The organism is Thermococcus onnurineus NA1 (assembly GCF_000018365.1).
Taxonomy (GTDB): Archaea; Methanobacteriota_B; Thermococci; order Thermococcales; family Thermococcaceae; genus Thermococcus; species Thermococcus onnurineus.
On sequence record NC_011529.1, the window covers coordinates 1200507 to 1220072 of the forward strand.

Below are 19566 nucleotides of genomic sequence, written 5' to 3' on the forward strand. Positions count from 1 at the left end.
TAAGGAGAAGGGTCAGACCTTCTCCAGAAGCTCCCTCACGTACTTTGGCATCTGAAAGAGGGTTTCGTGCCTCTCAGGGTCGTAGTAGTAGAGCTTAAGCTCCTTAGCGCGCTGAAGGTCAACCTTTCTGAAGTTAATATCTCCCTTGACTCCGACGAGGAAGCTCCATGGAGATGCGTAGCCTATGACAGGGAAACTGAAGTAGTGGACTTCGTCGAAGACCTTCCCCATATCCCTGTAGGCGTCGAGCAGCTCGTTGGTGAATAGGTACACGCTGCCCGCCTGGGTGATATACAGACCGTTATCGTTGAGCTTCTCGTATGCGTTTCTGAAGAATCCCTCGCTGAAGAGCATCTTTGCCGGTCCAACAGGGTCCGTTGAGTCAACGATGATGACGTCAAACTTCTCGTCCGTGTTTTTGAGGTACTCAACGCCGTCGCTGACTATCAATTCCGCCCTCGGATCCTCGAAGGCGCCCCTCGCGACGTTCATGTAGATCCTGGAGACCTCTATGACCATCTCGTCTATCTCGACCATGATGGCCTTTTCTACAGTTTTGTGCCTCAGCACTTCCCTCAGCGTTCCTCCGTCGCCGCCACCTATGATGAGCACCCTTCTCGGATTAGGGTGAGCGAGCATGACGGGGTGGACGAGGGGCTCGTGGTAGCTTTCCTCACCCATCTCGACGAGCTGAACCGTCCCGTCAAGGACAAGGAGTTTGCCGAAACCTTCGGTTTCGTAGAGCTCAAGCCTCTGATACTTAGTCTGGGTCTCAAAGAGCCTCTCCTTAACCCTGAAGCCCACTCCGTAGCCCCTTGGATACCACTCGATGAATGCATTCTCCTGCTCGTTAAATCCCATAAGTTCCACCTCTAAAAGCTGAAGAAGGGAAAGGGCTTAAAAACTAAACCCTCAGTAGGGGAACATTACGACAGCGGCTATGGCCGCAGCCGGCTTGTCCCTGACGGTTATTTCGGCCGAGGCGACCTTGAACTCCTTCAGCTTCCAGCCCCTGACACGAAAGCCCTCCTCGACCATCTTCCTGACCATTTCCTCGGCCTCTTCCTTGGTGCAGTATCCGGCGTACTCGTAGATTAGTCCGCCTGCATTGCCCTCACTGATGCCAATGCCAAGAGCGGCGCTGATGGTCATCCCGGGCTCGTCGCTCTCGATGTGCGCATAGACTGTCGGCAGGAGCATTCCTATTGGGACGTCGTGGACTTGGTCGATCCACTCGATGTGAGCGGGTATGACGCTACTCAGCTTAACGAGGTTGACATTGCCTATGCCCAACTTGAGGAGGGCGTTATCGAAAGCGTTAAGTTTAGTCCCACCTTCTGCGGTGGCGGCACCTATAAAGGCTCTTTTCGGGGTCGTCCAGCTCATCCCAACTTCCTCCTTTCCTTTCTCACGGATTAGACGGTTATACATCAAAGCAAGGATTCGCTCACTCGCTACTCTGTAGGGGACTTAAAAACGTTTCGCTATATTGGAAAGAACGTCAAAAAATCTTTCTCTTGGGAAAACATTGAGGGACAAGATTTGGGGCATCAATCGACTGTTTCCTGTGGTTTTGCTAGGTAGTGATTCACCACTCTGCCCAGAGTGGCAGAGGTGAATATTCCAAGGACGCTTGCTAGAGAGGCCATGGCATACATGTGTTCGCTTAAAACGCCCGAGACGTAACCGATTTCACCTACAAGAAGGCCAAGGACCCCGAAGCTCGCTATTCCAGCGCCCCTGACAATGGACGTTGGAACATCCTTGTGTCTAACTACGGCTGCCGATAGGATAAGCCTGGCGACGTAGACCACAGCGAAAAACTCCAGTACAAGGAGGGAAAGCTCTGTCTCAAAGTTCAGACCACGCCAGGCAAAGAATATTGGGGCAAAGATACCGTAAGTGACGCCGCTGACTATGGTGGTAAGCCTGTCGTATTGTTTGGTTCCAACGAGGTCGCTGTGCATCATGAGGCCTGCCAAGAACCCACCTATGCTGAAGTGCATACCAATCTCTTCGCTAATGAACGCTAGTGATGTTGAAAACACCATGAACAGTCCAAATACGGCCTCGTCACTCTTAAGCCTCCTCAGGAACCTTATGATGTACACTTTCTGCTTTATGCCTATGATGTAGTTGATGTACATAATGCCTCCAATAAAGACCGCATCCTTGAGGATACTGGTCACAATGGGAGTATAGTTCCCGGGGTTTTCATGTATTCTAACCATTATATAGACTATGAAGAGACTCATGACTTCACTTATGACCGCGTATGAGAGGGCAACGTGAAGGAAATCCTCACCAAAGAAGCGCTTGAGACGGAGCACTATTGGAGCGGACGCTATTGACAGTATCGCCGCTACAATGATGTTGTCCGAACTTATCATCCAGTTCGTGAAGGGCAGGGTCACCACAAACATTGCAATATAAGTGAGCACATAGAGGGGAAGGGTTATTCTGCCGGCGTAGTGGAGCTCCTCCGGCGTCACTTCAAGGCCAGCCGAAATCATCAGGAAAAAGAGACCAAGCTCGGCCATCAGAAGCATCTGATCTCTCGGCATCTCCAGCAGAATGGCGCTGAGTATCATACCCGCGGTTATTTCACCGAGGAAGCCAGGATAGCCCAGTCTCTCGAAGCCTTCAGCTAGAAGCCTCGCAAAGGCTATGATTACAAAGACGTACCCTATGATTTCCATGTTGGTTTCTTATGATGACAGGGGTTAATAATGTTTCTGATGGGCAAGGCTTTTATCAATTAAATGAGAGCTCCAATTATGCGGCACTACGAGATAGTTCGAATAAAGGAGAGAGGAAAGGTTGAGATACCCCTCGATTACGCCTACGAGCTCGGTCTTGTAGAAGGTGCCTACTTCCTCCTGGAGATTGACACGGATCTCAATGAGGTGCACATAGAAAGGATAGCCCTACCAGGGAAGAAGCTTGTGGAAGTTGAACTTATTGTAGATGACAAGCCAGGCGTTCTGGCGAAGATAAGCGGCCTCTTCGGGAAGCACGGAGCAAACATACTCTTCAGCGAGTCCGAGGAGCTTGAAGGCATAGAGCTGGCTGGGATAGTTGCGGTCATAGACGTGAGCGGGATGAGTGGCACGCTGGAAGAACTGAGAGGAGAACTTGAGGCGCTGAAAGAAGTTAAGGAAGTAGTTCTACGCCCCCTGGAGTAAGACCGATGCCAGAATTGCCAGTATAAAAACCGCCGTGAGGACGTTCACTTCCTCCCCTATTTCCCCGAAGCCGACGTGAGCTCTCTTCTTGAAGATATCCGCTGCCTTCAGGAGGAAGAACAGAACCATGGCCAGGACTACATATATGATGTCCTTTGGATCAAAGACGGCTCCTAAATACAGCCCAGAGCCTAAGGTGATGAAGGCGAGGAAGATGGAAGAAAACTTCCAGACAGCCTTAATGTCCTCAGAGGTGCCCCTTAGCAGGTAGTAGTTGAGCTTTGTGAAGGAAATCAGCGTGCCGACGCTTCCGGCGTAGAGGACATACTTCCATGCCCCATCGAGGCCAGAAGAGATCAAACCCTTCGCGTAGGAGCCTATGAAGGGAGAAACGCCGCCTATGGCCAGACTGAGCATGACCACGGAAAGCGCCATGATTGGCACGTTCCTGTAGCCGAACTTCCCCAGCTCCCGAGTTTTTCTTCCTAGAGCACCAACGCTCAGGAAAAGGCCACCCTTGAAGAGTGAATGAGCGAGCGCATAGTATGCCGCCCCGAGGAAGTTGAGACTCGCTATCCCGAGAAGCACATAGCCCATCTGGGAAACTGTGTGGTAAGCGAGCAGCCTCTTCGCGTCCCTTTGTAAGAGCGCCATAGTTATGCCAAAGAAAATGGACACGACTGCCGTACCCATGGCGAGGGTCCTTAAGGTCCCTCCTACAGGAAGGGCTAAGAACATGAGAATCAAGCCGTAGGCAGGAGCTTTAACCACCGCCCCCGAGAGAACCGCGCTGACCGGAGTGGGAGCACTCGAATGGGCATCCGGAAGCCATGAGTGGAGCGGAAAGATGCCTGCCTTCAGGAGCAGCGAGGCGAAGGCTATCCCAACGGCCGCGTTCAACTCTTTTGAGGGGACAGCGTTCTCGGATATAAGGATCAGGTTTAGATAGCCCGTCTCCATGTATATCAGCCCTATAGCGAAGACGAAGAAGTATGAAGCCAGAAGCGAGAGCATGAGGTACTTGAAGGCAGCTCTCCTGGAGTTCGGCTCGCCCGAGAAGGTTATGAGCGCGAAGGCCGAGACAGATGCAATCTCCATGTAGATGTAGAAGTTAAAGAGGTCTCCCGCTATGAACGCTCCCAGAAGGCCGGCGTGGAGAAGCAGTAGCAAAGCTAAAGCCTTGGGTGTTTTCTTGTCCCTGAAGTCGAAGTAGGATATTGAGTAAAGTGCCACAAAGGCAAAGAGTATGAGCTCCCCTACGATGAACGGCAGGTTCAGTTCGCTTATTCCCACCTCTATGCCGCTTATCCGGTTCCAGCCGCCAACTATCTCTCCCTTCGGGATGCCCATGAAGAGAACCGTGGCAGGGAGGATGGCACCGAGCAGGAAGGAAACCTGTATTATATGCCTTTTCACCCTCAGCGTGTCCAACAGGACGATGAAGAAGGCAAAGAGGAGCGGAAACGCCACCACAAGCGAAATCACTGCCCATCCCTCCGCATGCGCATTATAATCGCCAAGGCCAGGGAAGTTATCGCGACATCAACTACAAGGGTGGTGAGCATAAGCGTCGCTGGGAGCGGATCAACAGGGTCCGTGGGCATTATGGGAACGTCCTTTCCCGGCGAATATGCCAGTCCCACGAAGAAGAGAACCAGACCAAGGGAGACGACGTTAATGGAGAGCACTAGCTTTATCGGCTCCTTTTTGGCCATCAGGCCGTAGGTCCCGATGAGCATGATTACTACTCCAGCCTGTTCCGGGCTAATCACTTTCAACCCACCTCAGCAGGATGTAGAATACGAACGTGAACGCCGCACCGACCTCAAGGCCGACGATGACGTTGAACGGAAGGATTATCCCGCCCTCCGTGGGCAGGAAGTTGGCATAGAACGCCCCAAACGCAAGTCCAGTTATTCCCAAGAGTACGAGCATCGCCCCGGCGGAGCTCTCTATGAGGCTTGCCCAGTTGAATTTGAACTTCTTCCTGACTTTTTTGTAGCCGTGGGAAGTGATAAGAAGTATTACCGCCACCGCGAGGATTACACCACCCTGGAAGCCTCCTCCCGGGCTGAGATGGCCGTAGAGCATGAGGTAAGCCGCATAGGTTACGAGGAAGGGGCTGACGAGCTTCGTGGTCGTCCTCACGACGATGCTCATCTTCACTTCTTCTTCCCTCCAATGAGCAAGTAAAAGCCAATGACGGCGGTGAAGAGCAGACTCGCCTCTCCGAGGCTGTCATAGGCCCTCCAGCCAGCTAAGATGGCCGAGACCAGGTTGGGTATCCCTATTTCATCCCAGTTCTCAACGTAGTAGGCATAACTTCCGCCAAAGGAGTGGGAGTAGTCCAGGCTAAGGAGGACGACGGCCAGTGCGAGAGTTATCAGGAGAGCGACCTTCCTCACCTCGTCACCTCCTCTATCGTAAAGAGGAATATCCCTATGACTATCGCGCCGACAACTATGGCTGAGAGGGCAACGTCGGGGGCTCTGAGCTCGAATAAAGCCAAGATGAAGAGCAGGCTGAGGAGGGAGTACTTAACAACTGCACTAACCAAGTTCTTTTCCTCAACAACGGCCACCGCGAGTATTATCATGGCCACAAAGACGACATCAAGGATTGTCCCAAGCATACATGTCCACCACTACTTTGGGCTTTACACCGTACTTATAGGCCCCACGCGCTATGGCATGGGAGACCATGGGGTTTATCATCGCTATCAGGAAGGCCAGCACAAGAAACTTCAGTCTCACCAGGGCCGGAGCGTCCATCATGAGGACGAGCGCTAAGATTATGCTCATCGCGCCACCAGTATCGCACTTCGTTGCCGCGTGGAGGCGGGTGTAAACGTCGGGAAAGCGAAGTATACCCAAAGCGCCAAAGAGCATAACCGCCCCACCGAACAAAAGGAGTATCGTCTCAATCATGAACGGCCCTCCTCTCCAGATATTTGGCCAGAATTAACCCCCCAACGGCGTTCACCATGAGCAGGACTATGGCGAGGTCTATTAGATAGTACTCCTTCCGGATGACCGATACAATGGCTATTATCATCACAACCTTCGTCGTTATCGTGTTGAGCCCCACTATCCTGTCAGGCAGGGTCGGTCCTCTAACCACGCGGTAGGTTATCAATATCGCCGTGAAGACCAGCAGGTAGAAGGTACTCACCAGAAGACTTTCTTGAGCCATTCCTCGATATCCCCCTTTATCTTCTCTCCGGCCTTCTCACGGTTGAGCGTTTCGAGGTCTATCCAGTGGACGTAGAGGTAAGTTTCCCCGAGCTTCTTGCTGACGTCAAGGGTTAGAGTTCCCGGCGTCAGGGTTATGGAGTTCGCCAAGATAGTAACGCCCGTGTCGGAGTGCAGATCAGTCTTTATCTTGACTATGCCCGGATGGATGTCTAAGAAGATCACGTTTTTAGCCACCTTGAGGTTGCTTTCTATGAGCCTGAAGGCCATTATGATGAGATACTGAGGAAGGTAGAGAAAGGTGAAATAGAGAAGTTTCTCCAAAACGTGGCCGGTCCGCCTTATGTCCTCGGTCAGCATGTCCCTCATGAACGAGGCAATTATCAGGGTAACCGTTGCACCCAGAAAGAGATTCCTCGGCTCGAGGTTAGCAGAGATGACCACCCAGAATGCCAGCAGGGGAGCCCAGGTGAGGATTATCCGCTCCCAGACCGGGAGCTTCGACGCCTCAAACCTCTCATGGAGAACCCTTTCTCGGAGGTTCTCGAGCCTCTCTTTGAGGTAGAAGGGGATGCGGCTCATGTTGTAATCTATAGCACGGGAAGTTATAATGTTTTTGTAGATGCAAAGAGAATGCCCAGAAATGTGAAATCCGTTCGGAGAACTCCCCAAAAATAGGGAATTTTTACGCTCAGAGCCCTTCTTGACCGGCCATGAGAGGGTTCCGTCATGGAAAGGTTTAAATCTCGAGCGGTTTTAGAGGAATTTGGTGATGCTCATGATTGAGGTCGGTGAATACAAGGTCAAGGAGGGCCTTTACTACACGAAGGACCACGAGTGGGTCCAGGTTCTTGAGGACGGTACTGTTCTCGTCGGAATAAGCGACTACGCCCAGAAGGAGCTCGGTGACCTTGCCTACGTCGAGCTTCCTGAGGTCGGTAAAGAGGTCAGCAAGGGCGATGTTCTCTGTGAACTCGAGAGCGTCAAGGCCGTTTCTGAGGTCTACGCTCCGGTCAGTGGCGAGATTGTCGAGGTTAACGAGGAGCTTGAGGACAGCCCCGAAGTTCTTAACGAGGATCCCTACGAGAACTGGATAGCCAAGCTCAAGCCGAGCAACCTCGACGAGGAGCTCAAGGAGCTCATGGACGCCGAGGCTTACGCGGAGTATCTCAAGTCCCTTTGATTGCACTCAACTTTTCTCTCCCTTTCGCTTCGGAACGCTTAAGTATCTTACAGCCCTATTCCCTTCGGTGGTTCCCCATGAAGGTTCTGAAGGAATGGGACGTTAAGGTTAGACTCGTGAAGACGAAACGCGGTGCTGTTCTTCACATGATAGAGCTCGAGCCTGGGCATTTCTACCTCGAACAGAACCCGCTGAAGGACTCCAAGTACGGCGTTGCCTACCGGAAGATTAAGGAGAACTTCCCCGAGTTCTACATGTTCTGGGAGATAAAGAACAACCGCTACACGGGCAAGCTCCTCGCTGGAGCGTTCTTGGAGAAGAAAGAAATAGACGAGTTCGTTACACTCCTGACAAAGAGTGAGGACTTCAAGAAGTTCGAGGAGATACTGGAGGAAATCGAGGAGATGGAGGAGTGAGCTCAGCCTTCGGTTTTCATCATCTTTTCGCTGCACGAATCGCAGTTTCAGATACCCTAGAGGTCTTCATCGCTCATTTCATCCTCTTTTCAAGGGGTTAAAAGGCTGACGGCTCGGCCAGTATGCCCTTCATCATGGCATGCCCGATTCAGCCACTCCGGAGCTCGTCATCGCCAGAGTTTCATTCGCCAGGGAATTGATAAAGGTGCCGCAACTTCTATGGCAGAAGCATGAGATAGTAGTCGTAAGAGGAAAGTTGAGAAGAACAGAAAAGAGCTCAGGCATTCTCTCTCTGTTCTTCCCTCTTCTTCGTCAGATACTCATGGATGGCTTTGGCAGCCCTCCTTCCGTCACCCATGGCAAGGATAACCGTTGCTTCGCCCCTTATCGCATCGCCACCGGCGAAGACCCCTGGAATGCTCGTCATGAGGTTCTCGTCGACGACTATCTTACCGCGCTCGACCTTCAGGCCGGGCGTGTTGACGATGAGCCTGTTTGGATGCTTGCCTATGGCTATGATGACCGTGTCGGTCTCGATGGTGACGTACTCGCCGGTGCCGACTATCTTCCTCTTGCCCCTGCTATCGCGCTTATCGAGCGGCCTCATCTTCTCGAACTTAACCGCCTTGAGGTTGCCCTTGCCGTCGCCTATGAACTCGACCGGGTTGAGGAAGAACTCGAACTTGATGCCCTCCTCCTTGGCGTGCTCAACCTCCTCGACACGGGCACTTACATCCTCGGGACCGCGCCTGTAGGCGATGATGACCTCGGCGCCGAAGCGCCTCGCGCTCCTCGCTGCGTCCATTCCGGTGTTTCCGGCACCAATGACTATAACACGCTTGCCGACTTTGACGGGCGTGTCGTACTCCGGGAACTTATAGGCCTTCATGAGGTTGACCCTGGTCAGGAACTCGTTGGCCGAGTAGATGCCGTTGAGGTTAATTCCTGGAGCGTTGATGAACCTCGGCGTTCCAGCTCCGGAGCCAATAAAGACGGCGTCGTACTCCTCGAGCAACTCTTCCATGGTGACGGTCTTTCCGACGATGTGGTCAGTCAGGATTTTCACACCGAGCTTCTTGAGCTTTTCAATCTCGCTCTGGACTATCTCCTTAGGCAGCCTGAACTCTGGAATGCCGTACATAAGGACTCCACCGGCCTCGTGGAGAGCCTCGTAGATTGTGACGTCGTAGCCGAGCTTGGCCAGCTCGCCAGCGGCGGTAAGTCCAGCCGGACCGGCTCCGATGATTGCAACTTTCTGGCCCTTCTTCTCTATCTTGGGTACTATCTCAAAGAGAAGCTCCTCGTCTATGCCGTGCTCCCTCGCGTAGTCGGCGACAAACCTCTCGAGCTTGCCGATGTTTATCTTGTCACCAACTTTGCCCATAACACAGTTCATCTCACACTGATCCTCCTGAGGGCAGACACGACCGGTGGTTGCCGGCAGAGAGTTGCAGGCCCAGATGACGTTGAGAGCCTCCTTAACGGCCTTGTCAGGGTTGTCACGGTACTCAACGAGCTTGCTTATGAATCCTGGAATGTCGATGTGAACAGGACATCCCTTGATACAGGGTGCATAGTTGTATGGACACTGAAGGCAGCGCTCGGCCTCCTTAACGGCCAGCTCGAAGGTATAACCAAGATTGACTTCTTTGAATGAATTTATCCTTTCCCCAACCGGGATCTCGGGAGTCGGAACGCGTTCCTTAATGAGCTTTCTCTTAAGGGCCATCACTGCCCACCTCCCTGGAGGGCTTTCATGTACTCCTGCATGGCCTTCGCCTCCAGGTCAGTATAGTAACCGCTCCTCGCTATGAGCTCGTCCCACGCGACCTGGTAGGCGTCGAACTCTGGACCGTCTATGCAGGCAAACTTAACCTCGCCGCCAACGGTGACGCGGCAGGCTCCGCACATTCCGGTTCCGTCGACCATGATTGGGTGAAGGTCGACCTTCATTGGGACTCCAAACTCCTTGACGACGTTGAAAACCGCTCTCTGGTCGCCCGCCGGGCCGACCATGAAGACCAGGTCAAAGCCCTCCTTCTCCAGCATCTCATGAACCTTCTCAGTGAGCCTCTTGGTGACGTTCCTCATGTTCGCCGGGAAGTCTAGATTTGGATCTATTGGAACGGGTTCAACTATGTGTCTTGAAACTGCCCCCTCAAGCTCCTCTTTGAGAACTACCATCGGTTCAAAGGTAACGTTAAGGGTCGTAACATCGTTTCCAAGTTCCTGCCACGCCTTGGCTATCGGGAAGACCTCCACTATTCCGGTGTAGGCCCCAATTGCGAGGATCTTCCCAAACTTCTTCATTGGAACGGGGTTTCCGAGAGGCCCGGCAATGTTGAGTATCTCGTCGCCTTCCTTGAGCTCAGCGGCCATTCTCATGGTGGTCCTTCCCCTGGTGAAAACCACTAGAACTATCCAGCCATCTTCGCGATCCCACATGACAGGAGTGAGGGGGATTCTCTCTCCGTTCTCGAAGGCCCTAATGATTACGAACTGCCCCGGTTGAACCTTTCTGGCTACATGGGGGGCGTGAACTTTATACCAAGTGTTGCGCATGGCAATCTCCTTTTTCTCTAGGATTTTATACACAATGAACACCTCCGTACACGTGGTCAAACTTGGGCATCTAAAGGTTTGCAATATAAAGTGTTTATAAATATGTTGTCAACCAAAGGTTTAGTTATCGGAAGGATCCTCGGGTGCGTAGGGAAAAGATTAAAAAACGTTCTGCAAAGAGAGGTTAGGAGGACAACTATGGTACGGCTCGTTTATTACCTCTCAACCCTGCTGACGGCTGTGGCCCTCTTCTGGCCGGTCATATACGGCAACGTCCCGGCGCTGAGAGTACTTCCAGGAAACCCCCTGGTTCAGGCCATCGCAGGGCTCGTGATATTTGGGGGATTGGCCTATCTGACCTTTGAGGAAGAGAGCCCGAAGAACAATGAAGAAGGACTCACAGCTTTCTAAGGAATGTTATGTATCCCGTGTGTGCCAGCATCGTTGTTTTTGGTCTCATGCACTCCTTCTTGACCTCGTGCTCCCTGACAAGGACCTCTACAACCCTCGGTTTGTAGAAGTGATCCCTGTACTCCTGAAGGGCCTGGAAGAAGCGATGAACCTGGTTCATGCACGGCGTGTAGGCGACAAAGTAACCCCCGGGCCTGAGGACTTCAACGGCATGCGGGAGAACATTCTCGGGCTGTGGAAGGTCAAGGACAATGTGGTCGGCGTAGTCCTCATCGATGCCCTCGTAAATGTTCTTGAGCTTTATCGTGACCCTGTCAGAGAAACCGGCCAGCTCAACGTTCTTCTGAGCTATCCTGGCGAAGTCTTCCCTTACCTCATAGCTGATAACCTTGCCGGCCGGGCCGACGATGTTCGCTAGGAAAATCGTCAGCGCTCCACTGCCAACGCCGGCCTCTATAACCGTATCTCCCGGTGAGATTCCAGCGTAGGCTATGATTATTCCCGCGTCCTTGGGATGCACTATCTGGGGCCCTCGTTTCATTTTGGCTATTATGTCGTTGATGTCTGGCTTCAGTATCTTGAACTCCTCACCCTTGTGGCTGGTCAGGGTGTCTCCATAGCTCTTATTGAGAAGCTCCCCAAGGTTGATTATACCCAAATCCGTGTGGAACTCCCTATTCGAGACCGTTACGAGGTACCTCTTCCCCCTCCTATCTATCAGCAGTACCTTATCCCCCTCCCGAATCAAATGCCTCACCGCCCTTCTTTACTATCAGGCCATCTTTTGATATGTAGAAAACCATCGAGGCCATCTCCTCGAGCATCGCTACGTGCTCCCTGCTTAAAATGTCGACGTTGATGAAATGGATTCCAACCCACTCCTCCAGAGGGATGGTGCTGATGCTCGTGAGTATTGCTTTCACAGCCTCATCTCCCCCAAAGTGGACGTAGAGGGCAATCCCAAAGGTTACGAAGTACTCCGGCTTGGTGGGGAAGTGCGTCATCTTGTTAATGACCGTGTGGTAGTTCTTCAGGAAGCTGTGAGAGTCATAGACGGGCACAACTTCTTCTATCACCTCGCCGTAACTGGCTGAGCCCGGACCGATCTTGACAATCTTAATTTCCTTGATGAGCTCGATTATCTTTGAGTATCCCTTACCGGACACCTTACGGGTGTATTTCCGGAACATAAGATCACCAATGCCAAAGAAGTCACCTATAACAACCCCACCCCTCTCAACAAGTGCCGGAATCAGGAAACTCCACGAGAACTCCTCTACAGGATATGTTGATGGATACTCCACAAGAATAATGTCTCCTCTGTTGGCCTTACCAAAGAGATATTTCTCAAAGACGGAAGTGTCCATAGGGCTCACCAAAAGGGTTTTTAACCGCTCCTCTTTTAAACCTTTTAGGTGGAAGGGATGAGAAAGTTCGTAGTGTGGCCCAACGAGCTCGATGCAAGGCTTAGCAGGCGATACGGGCGGACCATTGGAAAGGAATTTGCCGTTGATGGGCCAACGATTCAGGAAATCGTTGATGCAGTCGAAAGCCTCGGGATGAAAGTTGTCGAATTGGATGAGAACAAGCTGAATCCAAGGTTAGCCGGCCTCGACGAGGAGTACAGAAGGCGTGGCATGGTCAGGATAGAGAGCAAGCACCCCAAGGGCAAGAGCCTGAAGATGATAGGTCAGAAGATCAGGGAAATCAGAAAAACCCGGGCTAAGGCCAAAGACAAGAAGTCCAAATCCAAGAGGAAAAAGAGGTAATCACTCCTCCTCTTCCATTTCTACGACTATTGCAGTGGTAGTATCGATGACGCCGTCGATGTTGTGTATGTCGTGGAGTATCCTTCTGGTCAGCTCGCCGAGGTCTTTGGCCTCTATATGAACTATGGCATCATAGGGGCCCGTAACTGCGTCGGCCTTGGTAACTCCAGGAATCTGCTTGAGGGCCTCTATGACGCTCTCGACTTTTCCAATCTCAACTGTCAATAAAACGTACGACCTAACCATTTTTCACCACCGCGGAAAGACTTTACGTTTTTATTTAGCCGACCATCTCATTTAAGCTTTTCGTAGGGGCCGAGTGATAGGCTCTCCCGCTAAAACCAAAAACCTATAAAGCGCCCCGCCGATTTTTTCTGGTTGACCATGAGGGTTGAAGAGCTTCCCGTTGACGAGAGGATAAAAAGGATCATCCTGGAAAGGGGCATAGAGGAGCTCTATCCTCCCCAGGCGGAAGCCCTGAGGAGTGGAGTGCTGGAAGGGAAAAACCTAGTCCTGGCCATTCCAACGGCCAGCGGAAAGACCCTCGTTTCCGAGATAGTGATGGTTAACAAACTCCTGCGTGAGGGGGGCAAAGCAGTCTATCTCGTTCCCCTTAAGGCCCTGGCCGAGGAGAAGTACCGTGAATTTAAGGAGTGGGAAGTCCTCGGTCTCCGCGTTGCCGCCACAACCGGCGATTACGACTCCACAGATGAGTGGCTCGGGAGGTATGACATAATCGTCGCGACTGCCGAAAAGTTTGATTCGCTTTTGAGGCACGGCTCGAGCTGGATTAAAGACGTTAAGCTCGTCGTGGCGGATGAAGTCCATCTCATCGGTTCTTACGACAGGGGAGCGACGCTTGAGATGATTCTAAGCCATATGCTTGGCAGGGCTCAGATTCTGGCCCTGAGCGCCACCGTCGGAAACGCTGAAGAACTGGCCGAATGGCTCAACGCCGAGCTCGTCGTGAGCAACTGGCGGCCGGTCCAGCTCAGAAAGGGCGTTTTTGCACAGGGTGAGCTCTTCTGGGAGGACGGAAAGATAGATAGGTATCCAGCCAACTGGGACTCGTTGGCTATTGACGCCGTCAAAAGAGGTAAGCAGGCCCTCATTTTCGTCAACACAAGGCGTTCCGCTGAGAAGGAAGCTGTGAGCCTGGCCCCAAAGATAGCGAGGCTTCTGACTAAGCCGGAACAAAGAGGGCTCAAAGAGCTTGCAGATTCCCTTGAGAGCAATCCCACCAACGAGAAGCTCAAGAAGGCTTTGAGGGGTGGTGTAGCCTTTCACCACGCCGGCTTGAGCAGAACTGAAAGGACGATGATAGAAGATGCCTTCCGTGAAGGTCTGATTAAGGTAATTACGGCAACTCCGACGCTCTCCGCAGGATTAAACCTTCCAGCTTTCCGCGTTATCATAAGAGACACTAAGCGCTACTCCAACTTCGGCTGGGTTGACATCCCAGTTCTCGAGATACAGCAGATGATGGGGCGCGCGGGAAGGCCAAAGTACGACAAGGTTGGAGAGGCTATAATCGTTGCGAGAACCGAGGATCCAAAGAAGCTGATGGACAGATACGTCTTCGGAAAGCCTGAAAAGCTGTTCTCCATGCTCGCCAATGAGTCCGCCTTCAGAGGACAAATTCTAGCCCTAATAACAAACTTCGGAGTGGAAAACTTCCGAGAACTCATAAACTTCCTAGAAAAGACCTTCTACTTCTACCAGAGAAGCGACACCTCCCATCTAGAGTGGAAGGCCAAGGAGATAGTCTACTTCCTCATTGAGAACGAGTTCATAGACATGGACATTGAGGATCGCTTCATAGCCCTTCCCTTCGGCAGGAGGACTTCCCAGCTCTACATAGACCCGCTCACTGCCAAGAAGTTCAAGGACGCCTTCCCGAAGCTCGAAAAGAACCCCAATCCCTTCGGAATCTTCCAGCTCATAGCTTCAACACCCGATATGGGCACGCTGAACGCACGCAGGAAGGAAATGGAGGACTATCTTGACCTGGCCTACGAGATGGAAGAGAAGCTCTACGTCAACATCCCCTACTGGGAGGACTACAGGTTCCAGAGCTTTCTCAATGAGGTCAAGACGGCCAAGATTCTCCTTGACTGGATAAACGAGGTGCCTGAGACGAGAATCTATGATACATACAACATCGACCCCGGCGACCTTTACAGAATCCTTGAGCTCGCTGACTGGCTGATGTACTCGCTCATCGAGCTCTACAAGCTGTTCGAGCCGAAGAAAGACGTTCTGGACTACCTCCGTGACCTGCATCTAAGGCTCAAGCACGGCGTCAGGGAGGAACTTCTTGAACTGGTCAGACTGCCCAACATCGGAAGGAAGAGAGCGAGGGCGCTTTACAACGCGGGCTTTAGAACAACGGAGGACATCATGAGAGCCAAAGTGAGCGAGCTCCTGGCAGTTGAGGGCATAGGTTTGAAAGTCGTAGAGGGATTGTTCATGCACTTTGGCGTCGAGCTCCCAAAAGCCTCAAAGAAAAGCACAGAAGAGAACAGAAAGAGGAGAAAGGGAACCCTGGATGACTTCCTGAAGTGAGCGGATTAAATTTTTAAATCCAGGCCTTTTACTTTGGCGTGGGCACTATGATAATCATCGTGACAGGAATGCCAGGTTCAGGAAAAAGCAAGATCGTTAAAGAGTTCGAGAAGAGAGGTGTCCCGAGCGTTTCTATGGGCGACGTCGTAAGGGAAGAGACTGCCAAGCGTGGCCTCGAGCTCACAAAGGAGAACGTTGCCAAGGTGAGCATTCGCCTGAGGCAGGAACTGGGCCAGAATGCCGTGGCAAAGCTCGCCGTTGAGAAGGTCAGAGAACTGCTCAGAAAGAATAAAGTAGTTGTAATCGACGGCGTCCGCTCTCTTGACGAGGTAGGAACCTTCAGGAGCGCTTTTCCTGGTGAGGAGATCATCATCGTCGCTGTCCATACACCGCCACATATGCGCTTCGAGCGGCTCAAAGCCAGGGGAAGACACGACGACCCGCAGAGCTGGGAGGACTTTGAAGAGCGCGATTGGAAGGAGCTCAAGTTCGGCATCGGAAACGTCATAGCAATGGCCGACTACATGATAGTCAACGACTGCCCGAAGGAAGAATACGAAAGAAGAGTTCAGGAGCTCGTTGAGAAGATTTTAGCCGAGCATTGAGTCGAGGAAGAGCATCACGTAGAATCCAACGAAGAAGCCCAGAGTTACAAGCGTCTCGTTTTCTTCTCTCCTATATATCTCAGGAATCATCTCCTTCACAGTTACGTAGAGCATGGCCCCTCCTGCCAACCCAAGGCCGTAGGGCAGAGACCAAGCAAAGGCCGTGAAAAAGATCGCTCCGAGGATTACCATCGCCATCTCAGCCAACCCGCTCAGAACACCGATCATAATCGGTTGGAGGCGCTTTTTCTGAATGACGGCTAGAGGGAGCGAGACGACAGTCCCTTCAGGGAAGTCCTGGATGCCTATAGCGATGGCCGTAACTAGGCCAACCTCAAGGTTGTAAACTAGAGAAGTACCAACGGCTAATCCCTCTGGCAGGTTGTGGATTATGAGGGCGAGAACGAGGAGCCAGACCTTCCGGAGCCTATCTTTCAAATCGCTTGGGCCTTCGTAGCCCTTGACCATGTGCTCGTGGGGGATGAGGCGGTCTATCACGGAGATCACGAGAATGCCAAGGGCTATTCCAATTCCAGCCGGCCCAAAGCCCCCGGTGCTTTCTATAGCAGGGAGAATTAAGCTGGTGAAGCTCGCGACTATCATAACTCCAGCCGCAAAGCTCAGGCTGAAGTCAACTCCCCTTTCAGGGATGTTCTTGGCGAATATTGCCACCATCGCGCCGAGAGAGGTCATGATAGCCACAAAAAGGCCCGCATAGAAGGAGACCCACAGGATGCTGCCCCCGGAGATCTCGAGCATCCATTCGGCGAGGTTCGAGATGAAGTTGTCTAACACTGTTAGGCCACCCTAATTAATAGGGGGGTTGCCTTTATAAGCTTTGGGTCGAGTGGGTGACGGTGGGAATATGTTCGAGGAAGTTGAAGTTGAGGCTTACGTTTATCCGACGGAGGATATAGAGAAGGTCAAGAGGGCGATGCTGAATCTGATTCCGGATTTGGAGTTCGAGGCATTCGACAGAGGAGACTACATCATCTTGACCGGAAAAACCAGGAGCAAGAAAGCCCTTCAGAGGCTCTACGAGCTTTTCCGCGGCCAGGCAATACTCGACACGGCGCGCTCTTTCCTTGAGGAGGGCTACTTCGGCGAGGAGATAATCATAAAGGTCAACAAACAGGCAGCTTACGCTGGAGTGGTGAACTTCAACGAGGAATCCCCGCTAGGCCCGATAACAATAATCATCCGTACCAAAGATCCGCAGAGGCTCATGAAGTGGCTCGCACCGAGGACAAAAGATGGAGTACCTATAGAATAAAAAGAAAGGCTCACCCCATCTTCTTCCTTCCCCAGCTTATTTTTGCCGTCATAACCTTCTCCGTTGAGAATATCCACGCGGTAACGTAGAGCGTCAGTCCGGCCATTAAGGCAAGATACCCCACGCTAAGAAATACTGAACCGTAGTCACCAAGGAGGATGTAGCGGTAGTCCACTATCGGGTGTGTGAACGGAATCGCCAGCAGGACATACTTGATGGCCACTGGCAGGTCGCTGATGTCAGTGTACATAAGGAGGAACGCAGGAAAGGCAAGGGGCATTATCACTGCGCTCACCACCGTTGTGGCGCTCTGCACGTCTTCCGCGAAGATTGCGAGTATCATCGCCAAGCTGAGGGAGAATATTATGGTCAGGAAGACGACGAGGGCGAAGAGGAGCATCCCCATCGGCGTCACGCTGAGACCAATGTCTTCGAGGGTTATGCCCGTCGCCCCCAGACCGAAGGAGCCGAGGTAGCTGCGCATTCCTATCATGTAGGCTATCGCCGCCATCAGACCCATGACGGCGGTTCCAAAGATCTTGGCACCTACTATCTTTGTTCTGGCAACGGGAAGGGTCAGGAGCGTCTCAAGGGTTTTGTTCTCCTTTTCGGCCGCCATCGCCCCGGCAGCCATCTGGGCGGTGACCATCACCATAAGGAAGACTATCATAGGTATTGAGAAGGCCTGTGAGGCTATGACGTTCGAGACTATGCTCGGCTGGATGTCAACTATCTTACCCCTGATGACAGATTTGCTCTCTGTCTCTATCGGCCGAAGTATCGCGTCTGGATTTCCAGCCCCGAGCTGCTCAATCTTTATCCGGGCTATCCCATCGCTTAGAACTCCGATAACGGCGTTTATCCTGCCCTCACTGACGCTCTCCTTTATACCCGCACCGATTGTCGTGAAGATACCGTAAATTTGAACTGTAGCTTTCTCGTTTTCTTCAAGCCTCGTCGAAAAGTCTGGAGGGATCACTACAAGAACGTTCTGCTTCTCCAGAACTGCCTTCTGAAGGGCTTCATCCAGGGATGTTGCGTTGATGACCGCGACAGTTATGTTTGGAGTTACCTCAAGGGCCTTTATCAGAACTTCACCGTACCCTCCCTCGTCGAAGTCCACTATGGCGACCTTCGTCTCGCCCTGTGCCTGCTCCAGCCCAAGGGTTATTACCTTGCCCATGACCGGGAACAGGATGAGAGGTATAACCACAAGACCGAAGATAAGCTTCCTGTCCCTGAAGAGGTTCCTGAGTTCTTTCTTCGCCATCACCCAGAAGTCGCTCATGAGCCCTCACCCCCAACGGGTTCATTGATTTCCGCCCCCACAGCCCTCATGAAGACCTCTTCGAGGTTCTCAGCGCCGTACTTCTCCTTGAGCTCGGCCGGAGTGCCCATGTCGACTATTCTGCCCTCATTGATGAGAGCAACCCTGTTGCAGAGGTACTCGACTTCGAGCATGTTGTGACTCGAGATAAGAAACGTAACGCCCTCGTTCCTCGCGAACTCCCTGATGGTCTTCCTTATGGTGTAAGCGTTGACTATATCGAGGCCGCTTGCGGGTTCGTCAAGAATTGCCAGCTTGGGCTTCACCATCAGAGCCCTCGCTATGAGGAGCTTCCTCGTCATTCCTTTGGAATACGTCGAAACTTTGTCATAGAGCCTGTCCCCCAAGTCGCTCAGCTTAACACCGAGCTCCAGCATCTCCTCAAAGTTCCTCCCGCCCTTGGCGTAGAGCCTCGCCATGAACTCGAGATATTCGTAACCCGTGAGGTTCTTGTAGGCGCCAGCTTCCTCCGGCAGGTAGCTTATGAACTCTCTGACCTTTGAGGCATCCTTGACAACGTCGTAGCCCGCTATGCTCGCCTTTCCAGCCGTTGGTCTGAGAAGCGTTGAGAGTATCTTTAACGTAGTACTCTTTCCCGCACCGTTAGGCCCGATGAGACCGAAGATTTCACCCTCCTGAATCTCGAAGCTTATTCCCTTGAGGGCCTTCACTTTTCCGTAGTCTTTCTCAAGGCCCTTAACTTCTACCATGACCATTGGCAACCCTCCGGTTGTACTCAAGGAGTGCAACCACCCCAATGCCAAAGAGCAGGGCGAGCCATCCGACCCGCTCAAACCCTGAAAAGCCACCGGCAAATCCCGTTACCAAGGCCCCGATGATGAGAAGCCAAGCAACTTTCCGGTATCTACTCCTAAACATCACTATCACCACCGTAGATGAAAATGTCCTCAATGAGAACTCCAAAAAAGCGCGCTATCTTGAAAGCCAGCTTAAGCGACGGATCATACTTACCCTTTTCTATCGCTATTATCGTCTGCCTTGTGACGCCGAGGGCTTTGGCCAGCTCTTCCTGGGTCAGTCCCCTGGCTTCCCTAAGTTCACGGACGCGGTTCTTCATA

The 19566-nt window shown here is 52.2% G+C and carries 29 protein-coding genes; 8 read left to right on the top strand and 21 right to left on the bottom strand.

The features are described from left to right. Positions 1 to 12 precede the first annotated feature (12 nt). From speE to TON_RS06695, 3 genes are all read right to left on the bottom strand, one after another. Positions 13 to 861: a polyamine aminopropyltransferase gene (gene speE / locus TON_RS06685; protein WP_012572284.1), complete on the bottom strand. Its 849-nt coding sequence runs from the start codon at positions 859 to 861 to the stop codon at positions 13 to 15. Between the two features lie 51 nt (positions 862 to 912). After that, complete coding sequence (locus tag TON_RS06690) at positions 913 to 1386, bottom strand: pyruvoyl-dependent arginine decarboxylase (protein ID WP_048055084.1); 474 nt, start codon at positions 1384 to 1386, stop codon at positions 913 to 915. Between the two features lie 164 nt (positions 1387 to 1550). Continuing rightward, a complete protein-coding gene (locus tag TON_RS06695; RefSeq protein ID WP_012572286.1) occupies positions 1551 to 2699 on the bottom strand; it encodes a cation:proton antiporter in 1149 nt (382 codons plus the stop codon). A 78-nt stretch (positions 2700 to 2777) separates the two neighbouring features. Here TON_RS06695 and TON_RS06700 point away from each other — a divergent pair, with 78 nt between their 5' ends. Then, positions 2778 to 3185, top strand: a complete 408-nt coding sequence (locus TON_RS06700; RefSeq protein WP_012572287.1) for an ACT domain-containing protein — start codon at positions 2778 to 2780, stop codon at positions 3183 to 3185. On the opposite strand, the gene TON_RS06705 is transcribed toward TON_RS06700, so the two are convergent. Genes TON_RS06705 through TON_RS06740 form a run of 8 tightly spaced genes read right to left on the bottom strand, consistent with a single transcriptional unit; the run spans position 3168 to position 6958 of the window. Beyond that, positions 3168 to 4670, bottom strand: a complete 1503-nt coding sequence (locus tag TON_RS06705; RefSeq protein ID WP_012572288.1) for a proton-conducting transporter transmembrane domain-containing protein — start codon at positions 4668 to 4670, stop codon at positions 3168 to 3170. The two genes, TON_RS06700 and TON_RS06705, sit on opposite strands and share 18 nt — an antisense overlap. Next, the gene (locus TON_RS06710; protein WP_048055085.1) at positions 4667 to 4957 is read right to left on the bottom strand and encodes a cation:proton antiporter subunit C; all 291 of its coding nucleotides are present in this window, start codon (positions 4955 to 4957) and stop codon (positions 4667 to 4669) included. Before TON_RS06710 ends, TON_RS06705 begins: the two co-directional genes overlap by 4 nt. Further along, positions 4950 to 5351 carry a Na(+)/H(+) antiporter subunit B gene (locus TON_RS06715; RefSeq protein ID WP_012572290.1) on the bottom strand — a complete coding sequence of 134 codons (402 nt, stop codon included), beginning with the start codon at positions 5349 to 5351 and terminating at the stop codon, positions 4950 to 4952. The genes TON_RS06710 and TON_RS06715 overlap by 8 nt, the downstream gene beginning before the upstream one ends. Next, positions 5348 to 5590 (bottom strand): hypothetical protein, encoded by a 243-nt coding sequence (locus TON_RS06720; RefSeq protein ID WP_012572291.1) that lies wholly within the window; start codon positions 5588 to 5590, stop codon positions 5348 to 5350. The genes TON_RS06715 and TON_RS06720 overlap by 4 nt, the downstream gene beginning before the upstream one ends. Further along, positions 5587 to 5817, bottom strand: a complete 231-nt coding sequence (locus TON_RS06725; RefSeq protein WP_012572292.1) for a hydrogenase subunit MbhD domain-containing protein — start codon at positions 5815 to 5817, stop codon at positions 5587 to 5589. Before TON_RS06725 ends, TON_RS06720 begins: the two co-directional genes overlap by 4 nt. Then, positions 5798 to 6112, bottom strand: coding sequence for a monovalent cation/H(+) antiporter subunit G (mnhG, locus tag TON_RS06730; protein WP_012572293.1), 315 nt, complete (start codon positions 6110 to 6112; stop codon positions 5798 to 5800). The genes TON_RS06725 and mnhG overlap by 20 nt, the downstream gene beginning before the upstream one ends. Next, the gene (locus tag TON_RS06735; protein ID WP_012572294.1) at positions 6105 to 6377 is read right to left on the bottom strand and encodes a monovalent cation/H+ antiporter complex subunit F; all 273 of its coding nucleotides are present in this window, start codon (positions 6375 to 6377) and stop codon (positions 6105 to 6107) included. Before TON_RS06735 ends, mnhG begins: the two co-directional genes overlap by 8 nt. Then, positions 6353 to 6958 carry a monovalent cation/H+ antiporter subunit E gene (locus tag TON_RS06740; protein ID WP_012572295.1) on the bottom strand — a complete coding sequence of 202 codons (606 nt, stop codon included), beginning with the start codon at positions 6956 to 6958 and terminating at the stop codon, positions 6353 to 6355. The genes TON_RS06735 and TON_RS06740 overlap by 25 nt, the downstream gene beginning before the upstream one ends. Positions 6959 to 7154: 196 nt before the next feature. On the opposite strand from TON_RS06740, the gene gcvH reads away from it, so the two are divergent. Together gcvH and TON_RS06750 are read left to right on the top strand one after the other, a co-directional pair. Continuing rightward, complete coding sequence (gene gcvH, locus TON_RS06745) at positions 7155 to 7559, top strand: glycine cleavage system protein GcvH (protein WP_012572296.1); 405 nt, start codon at positions 7155 to 7157, stop codon at positions 7557 to 7559. Between the two features lie 77 nt (positions 7560 to 7636). After that, the gene (locus TON_RS06750) at positions 7637 to 7975 is read left to right on the top strand and encodes a DUF7132 family protein (RefSeq protein WP_012572297.1); all 339 of its coding nucleotides are present in this window, start codon (positions 7637 to 7639) and stop codon (positions 7973 to 7975) included. Between the two features lie 277 nt (positions 7976 to 8252). Here the strand turns inward: TON_RS06750 and gltA are convergent, their stop codons facing one another. Both gltA and TON_RS06760 read right to left on the bottom strand, forming a co-directional pair. Next, the gene (gene gltA, locus TON_RS06755; protein WP_012572298.1) at positions 8253 to 9704 is read right to left on the bottom strand and encodes an NADPH-dependent glutamate synthase; all 1452 of its coding nucleotides are present in this window, start codon (positions 9702 to 9704) and stop codon (positions 8253 to 8255) included. Then, the gene (locus TON_RS06760) at positions 9704 to 10570 is read right to left on the bottom strand and encodes a sulfide/dihydroorotate dehydrogenase-like FAD/NAD-binding protein (protein ID WP_012572299.1); all 867 of its coding nucleotides are present in this window, start codon (positions 10568 to 10570) and stop codon (positions 9704 to 9706) included. Before TON_RS06760 ends, gltA begins: the two co-directional genes overlap by 1 nt. 165 nt (positions 10571 to 10735) lie before the next feature. Between TON_RS06760 and TON_RS06765 the strand changes: the two genes are divergently transcribed. After that, entirely contained in the window at positions 10736 to 10948 is a 213-nt protein-coding gene (locus TON_RS06765; protein WP_012572300.1) for a hypothetical protein, read from the top strand. Here the strand turns inward: TON_RS06765 and TON_RS06770 are convergent. Both TON_RS06770 and TON_RS06775 read right to left on the bottom strand, forming a co-directional pair. Beyond that, entirely contained in the window at positions 10935 to 11696 is a 762-nt protein-coding gene (locus TON_RS06770) for a tRNA (adenine-N1)-methyltransferase (RefSeq protein ID WP_012572301.1), read from the bottom strand. The genes TON_RS06765 and TON_RS06770 overlap by 14 nt on opposite strands. After that, on the bottom strand, positions 11677 to 12315 hold the full coding sequence (locus TON_RS06775) for a DUF257 family protein (protein ID WP_012572302.1): 639 nt from the start codon (positions 12313 to 12315) through the stop codon (positions 11677 to 11679). Before TON_RS06775 ends, TON_RS06770 begins: the two co-directional genes overlap by 20 nt. A 57-nt stretch (positions 12316 to 12372) precedes the next feature. On the opposite strand from TON_RS06775, the gene TON_RS06780 reads away from it, so the two are divergent. Then, positions 12373 to 12717, top strand: a complete 345-nt coding sequence (locus tag TON_RS06780; protein WP_012572303.1) for a signal recognition particle protein Srp19 — start codon at positions 12373 to 12375, stop codon at positions 12715 to 12717. On the opposite strand, the gene TON_RS06785 is transcribed toward TON_RS06780, so the two are convergent. Beyond that, positions 12718 to 12963, bottom strand: a complete 246-nt coding sequence (locus tag TON_RS06785) for an Lrp/AsnC family transcriptional regulator (protein ID WP_012572304.1) — start codon at positions 12961 to 12963, stop codon at positions 12718 to 12720. Positions 12964 to 13101: 138 nt separating this feature from the next. Here TON_RS06785 and TON_RS06790 point away from each other — a divergent pair, with 138 nt between their 5' ends. Together TON_RS06790 and TON_RS06795 are read left to right on the top strand one after the other, a co-directional pair. Next, positions 13102 to 15282 (top strand): ATP-dependent DNA helicase, encoded by a 2181-nt coding sequence (locus TON_RS06790; protein WP_012572305.1) that lies wholly within the window; start codon positions 13102 to 13104, stop codon positions 15280 to 15282. 47 nt (positions 15283 to 15329) lie between these two features. Beyond that, positions 15330 to 15887, top strand: a complete 558-nt coding sequence (locus tag TON_RS06795) for a dephospho-CoA kinase (RefSeq protein WP_012572306.1) — start codon at positions 15330 to 15332, stop codon at positions 15885 to 15887. Here TON_RS06795 and TON_RS06800 read toward each other — a convergent pair. Continuing rightward, positions 15873 to 16682, bottom strand: a complete 810-nt coding sequence (locus TON_RS06800) for a ZIP family metal transporter (RefSeq protein ID WP_012572307.1) — start codon at positions 16680 to 16682, stop codon at positions 15873 to 15875. The genes TON_RS06795 and TON_RS06800 overlap by 15 nt on opposite strands. Before the next feature lie 70 nt (positions 16683 to 16752). Between TON_RS06800 and TON_RS06805 the strand changes: the two genes are divergently transcribed. After that, positions 16753 to 17160, top strand: a complete 408-nt coding sequence (locus TON_RS06805) for an RNA-binding domain-containing protein (RefSeq protein WP_012572308.1) — start codon at positions 16753 to 16755, stop codon at positions 17158 to 17160. A 10-nt stretch (positions 17161 to 17170) separates the two neighbouring features. Here the strand turns inward: TON_RS06805 and TON_RS06810 are convergent, their stop codons facing one another. The 4 genes from TON_RS06810 to TON_RS06825 are packed head-to-tail and all read right to left on the bottom strand — an operon-like array spanning position 17171 to position 19565. Then, positions 17171 to 18448, bottom strand: a complete 1278-nt coding sequence (locus TON_RS06810) for an ABC transporter permease (protein ID WP_012572309.1) — start codon at positions 18446 to 18448, stop codon at positions 17171 to 17173. Further along, positions 18445 to 19203 (bottom strand): ABC transporter ATP-binding protein, encoded by a 759-nt coding sequence (locus tag TON_RS06815; protein ID WP_012572310.1) that lies wholly within the window; start codon positions 19201 to 19203, stop codon positions 18445 to 18447. Before TON_RS06815 ends, TON_RS06810 begins: the two co-directional genes overlap by 4 nt. Continuing rightward, positions 19184 to 19366, bottom strand: a complete 183-nt coding sequence (locus TON_RS06820; protein ID WP_048055086.1) for a hypothetical protein — start codon at positions 19364 to 19366, stop codon at positions 19184 to 19186. The genes TON_RS06815 and TON_RS06820 overlap by 20 nt, the downstream gene beginning before the upstream one ends. Then, a complete protein-coding gene (locus tag TON_RS06825) occupies positions 19359 to 19565 on the bottom strand; it encodes a helix-turn-helix transcriptional regulator (protein WP_012572311.1) in 207 nt (68 codons plus the stop codon). The genes TON_RS06820 and TON_RS06825 overlap by 8 nt, the downstream gene beginning before the upstream one ends. Between the last annotated feature and the right edge of the window lies 1 nt (position 19566).

What these genes read in the sequence shown, in the direction of transcription:
- speE (WP_012572284.1), bottom strand. Translation starts at nt 861, where the DNA reads ATGGGATTTAACGAGCAGGAGAATGCATTCATCGAGTGGTATCCAAGG.
- TON_RS06690 (WP_048055084.1), bottom strand. Translation starts at nt 1,386, where the DNA reads ATGAGCTGGACGACCCCGAAAAGAGCCTTTATAGGTGCCGCCACCGCA.
- TON_RS06695 (WP_012572286.1), bottom strand. Translation starts at nt 2,699, where the DNA reads ATGGAAATCATAGGGTACGTCTTTGTAATCATAGCCTTTGCGAGGCTT.
- TON_RS06700 (WP_012572287.1), top strand. Translation starts at nt 2,778, where the DNA reads ATGCGGCACTACGAGATAGTTCGAATAAAGGAGAGAGGAAAGGTTGAG.
- TON_RS06725 (WP_012572292.1), bottom strand. Translation starts at nt 5,817, where the DNA reads ATGCTTGGGACAATCCTTGATGTCGTCTTTGTGGCCATGATAATACTC.
- mnhG (WP_012572293.1), bottom strand. Translation starts at nt 6,112, where the DNA reads ATGATTGAGACGATACTCCTTTTGTTCGGTGGGGCGGTTATGCTCTTT.
- TON_RS06735 (WP_012572294.1), bottom strand. Translation starts at nt 6,377, where the DNA reads ATGGCTCAAGAAAGTCTTCTGGTGAGTACCTTCTACCTGCTGGTCTTC.
- TON_RS06740 (WP_012572295.1), bottom strand. Translation starts at nt 6,958, where the DNA reads ATGAGCCGCATCCCCTTCTACCTCAAAGAGAGGCTCGAGAACCTCCGA.
- gcvH (WP_012572296.1), top strand. Translation starts at nt 7,155, where the DNA reads ATGATTGAGGTCGGTGAATACAAGGTCAAGGAGGGCCTTTACTACACG.
- TON_RS06750 (WP_012572297.1), top strand. Translation starts at nt 7,637, where the DNA reads ATGAAGGTTCTGAAGGAATGGGACGTTAAGGTTAGACTCGTGAAGACG.
- gltA (WP_012572298.1), bottom strand. Translation starts at nt 9,704, where the DNA reads ATGGCCCTTAAGAGAAAGCTCATTAAGGAACGCGTTCCGACTCCCGAG.
- TON_RS06765 (WP_012572300.1), top strand. Translation starts at nt 10,736, where the DNA reads ATGGTACGGCTCGTTTATTACCTCTCAACCCTGCTGACGGCTGTGGCC.
- TON_RS06775 (WP_012572302.1), bottom strand. Translation starts at nt 12,315, where the DNA reads ATGGACACTTCCGTCTTTGAGAAATATCTCTTTGGTAAGGCCAACAGA.
- TON_RS06780 (WP_012572303.1), top strand. Translation starts at nt 12,373, where the DNA reads ATGAGAAAGTTCGTAGTGTGGCCCAACGAGCTCGATGCAAGGCTTAGC.
- TON_RS06785 (WP_012572304.1), bottom strand. Translation starts at nt 12,963, where the DNA reads ATGGTTAGGTCGTACGTTTTATTGACAGTTGAGATTGGAAAAGTCGAG.
- TON_RS06790 (WP_012572305.1), top strand. Translation starts at nt 13,102, where the DNA reads ATGAGGGTTGAAGAGCTTCCCGTTGACGAGAGGATAAAAAGGATCATC.
- TON_RS06795 (WP_012572306.1), top strand. Translation starts at nt 15,330, where the DNA reads ATGATAATCATCGTGACAGGAATGCCAGGTTCAGGAAAAAGCAAGATC.
- TON_RS06805 (WP_012572308.1), top strand. Translation starts at nt 16,753, where the DNA reads ATGTTCGAGGAAGTTGAAGTTGAGGCTTACGTTTATCCGACGGAGGAT.
- TON_RS06810 (WP_012572309.1), bottom strand. Translation starts at nt 18,448, where the DNA reads ATGAGCGACTTCTGGGTGATGGCGAAGAAAGAACTCAGGAACCTCTTC.
- TON_RS06815 (WP_012572310.1), bottom strand. Translation starts at nt 19,203, where the DNA reads ATGGTCATGGTAGAAGTTAAGGGCCTTGAGAAAGACTACGGAAAAGTG.
- TON_RS06820 (WP_048055086.1), bottom strand. Translation starts at nt 19,366, where the DNA reads ATGTTTAGGAGTAGATACCGGAAAGTTGCTTGGCTTCTCATCATCGGG.
- TON_RS06825 (WP_012572311.1), bottom strand. Translation starts at nt 19,565, where the DNA reads ATGAAGAACCGCGTCCGTGAACTTAGGGAAGCCAGGGGACTGACCCAG.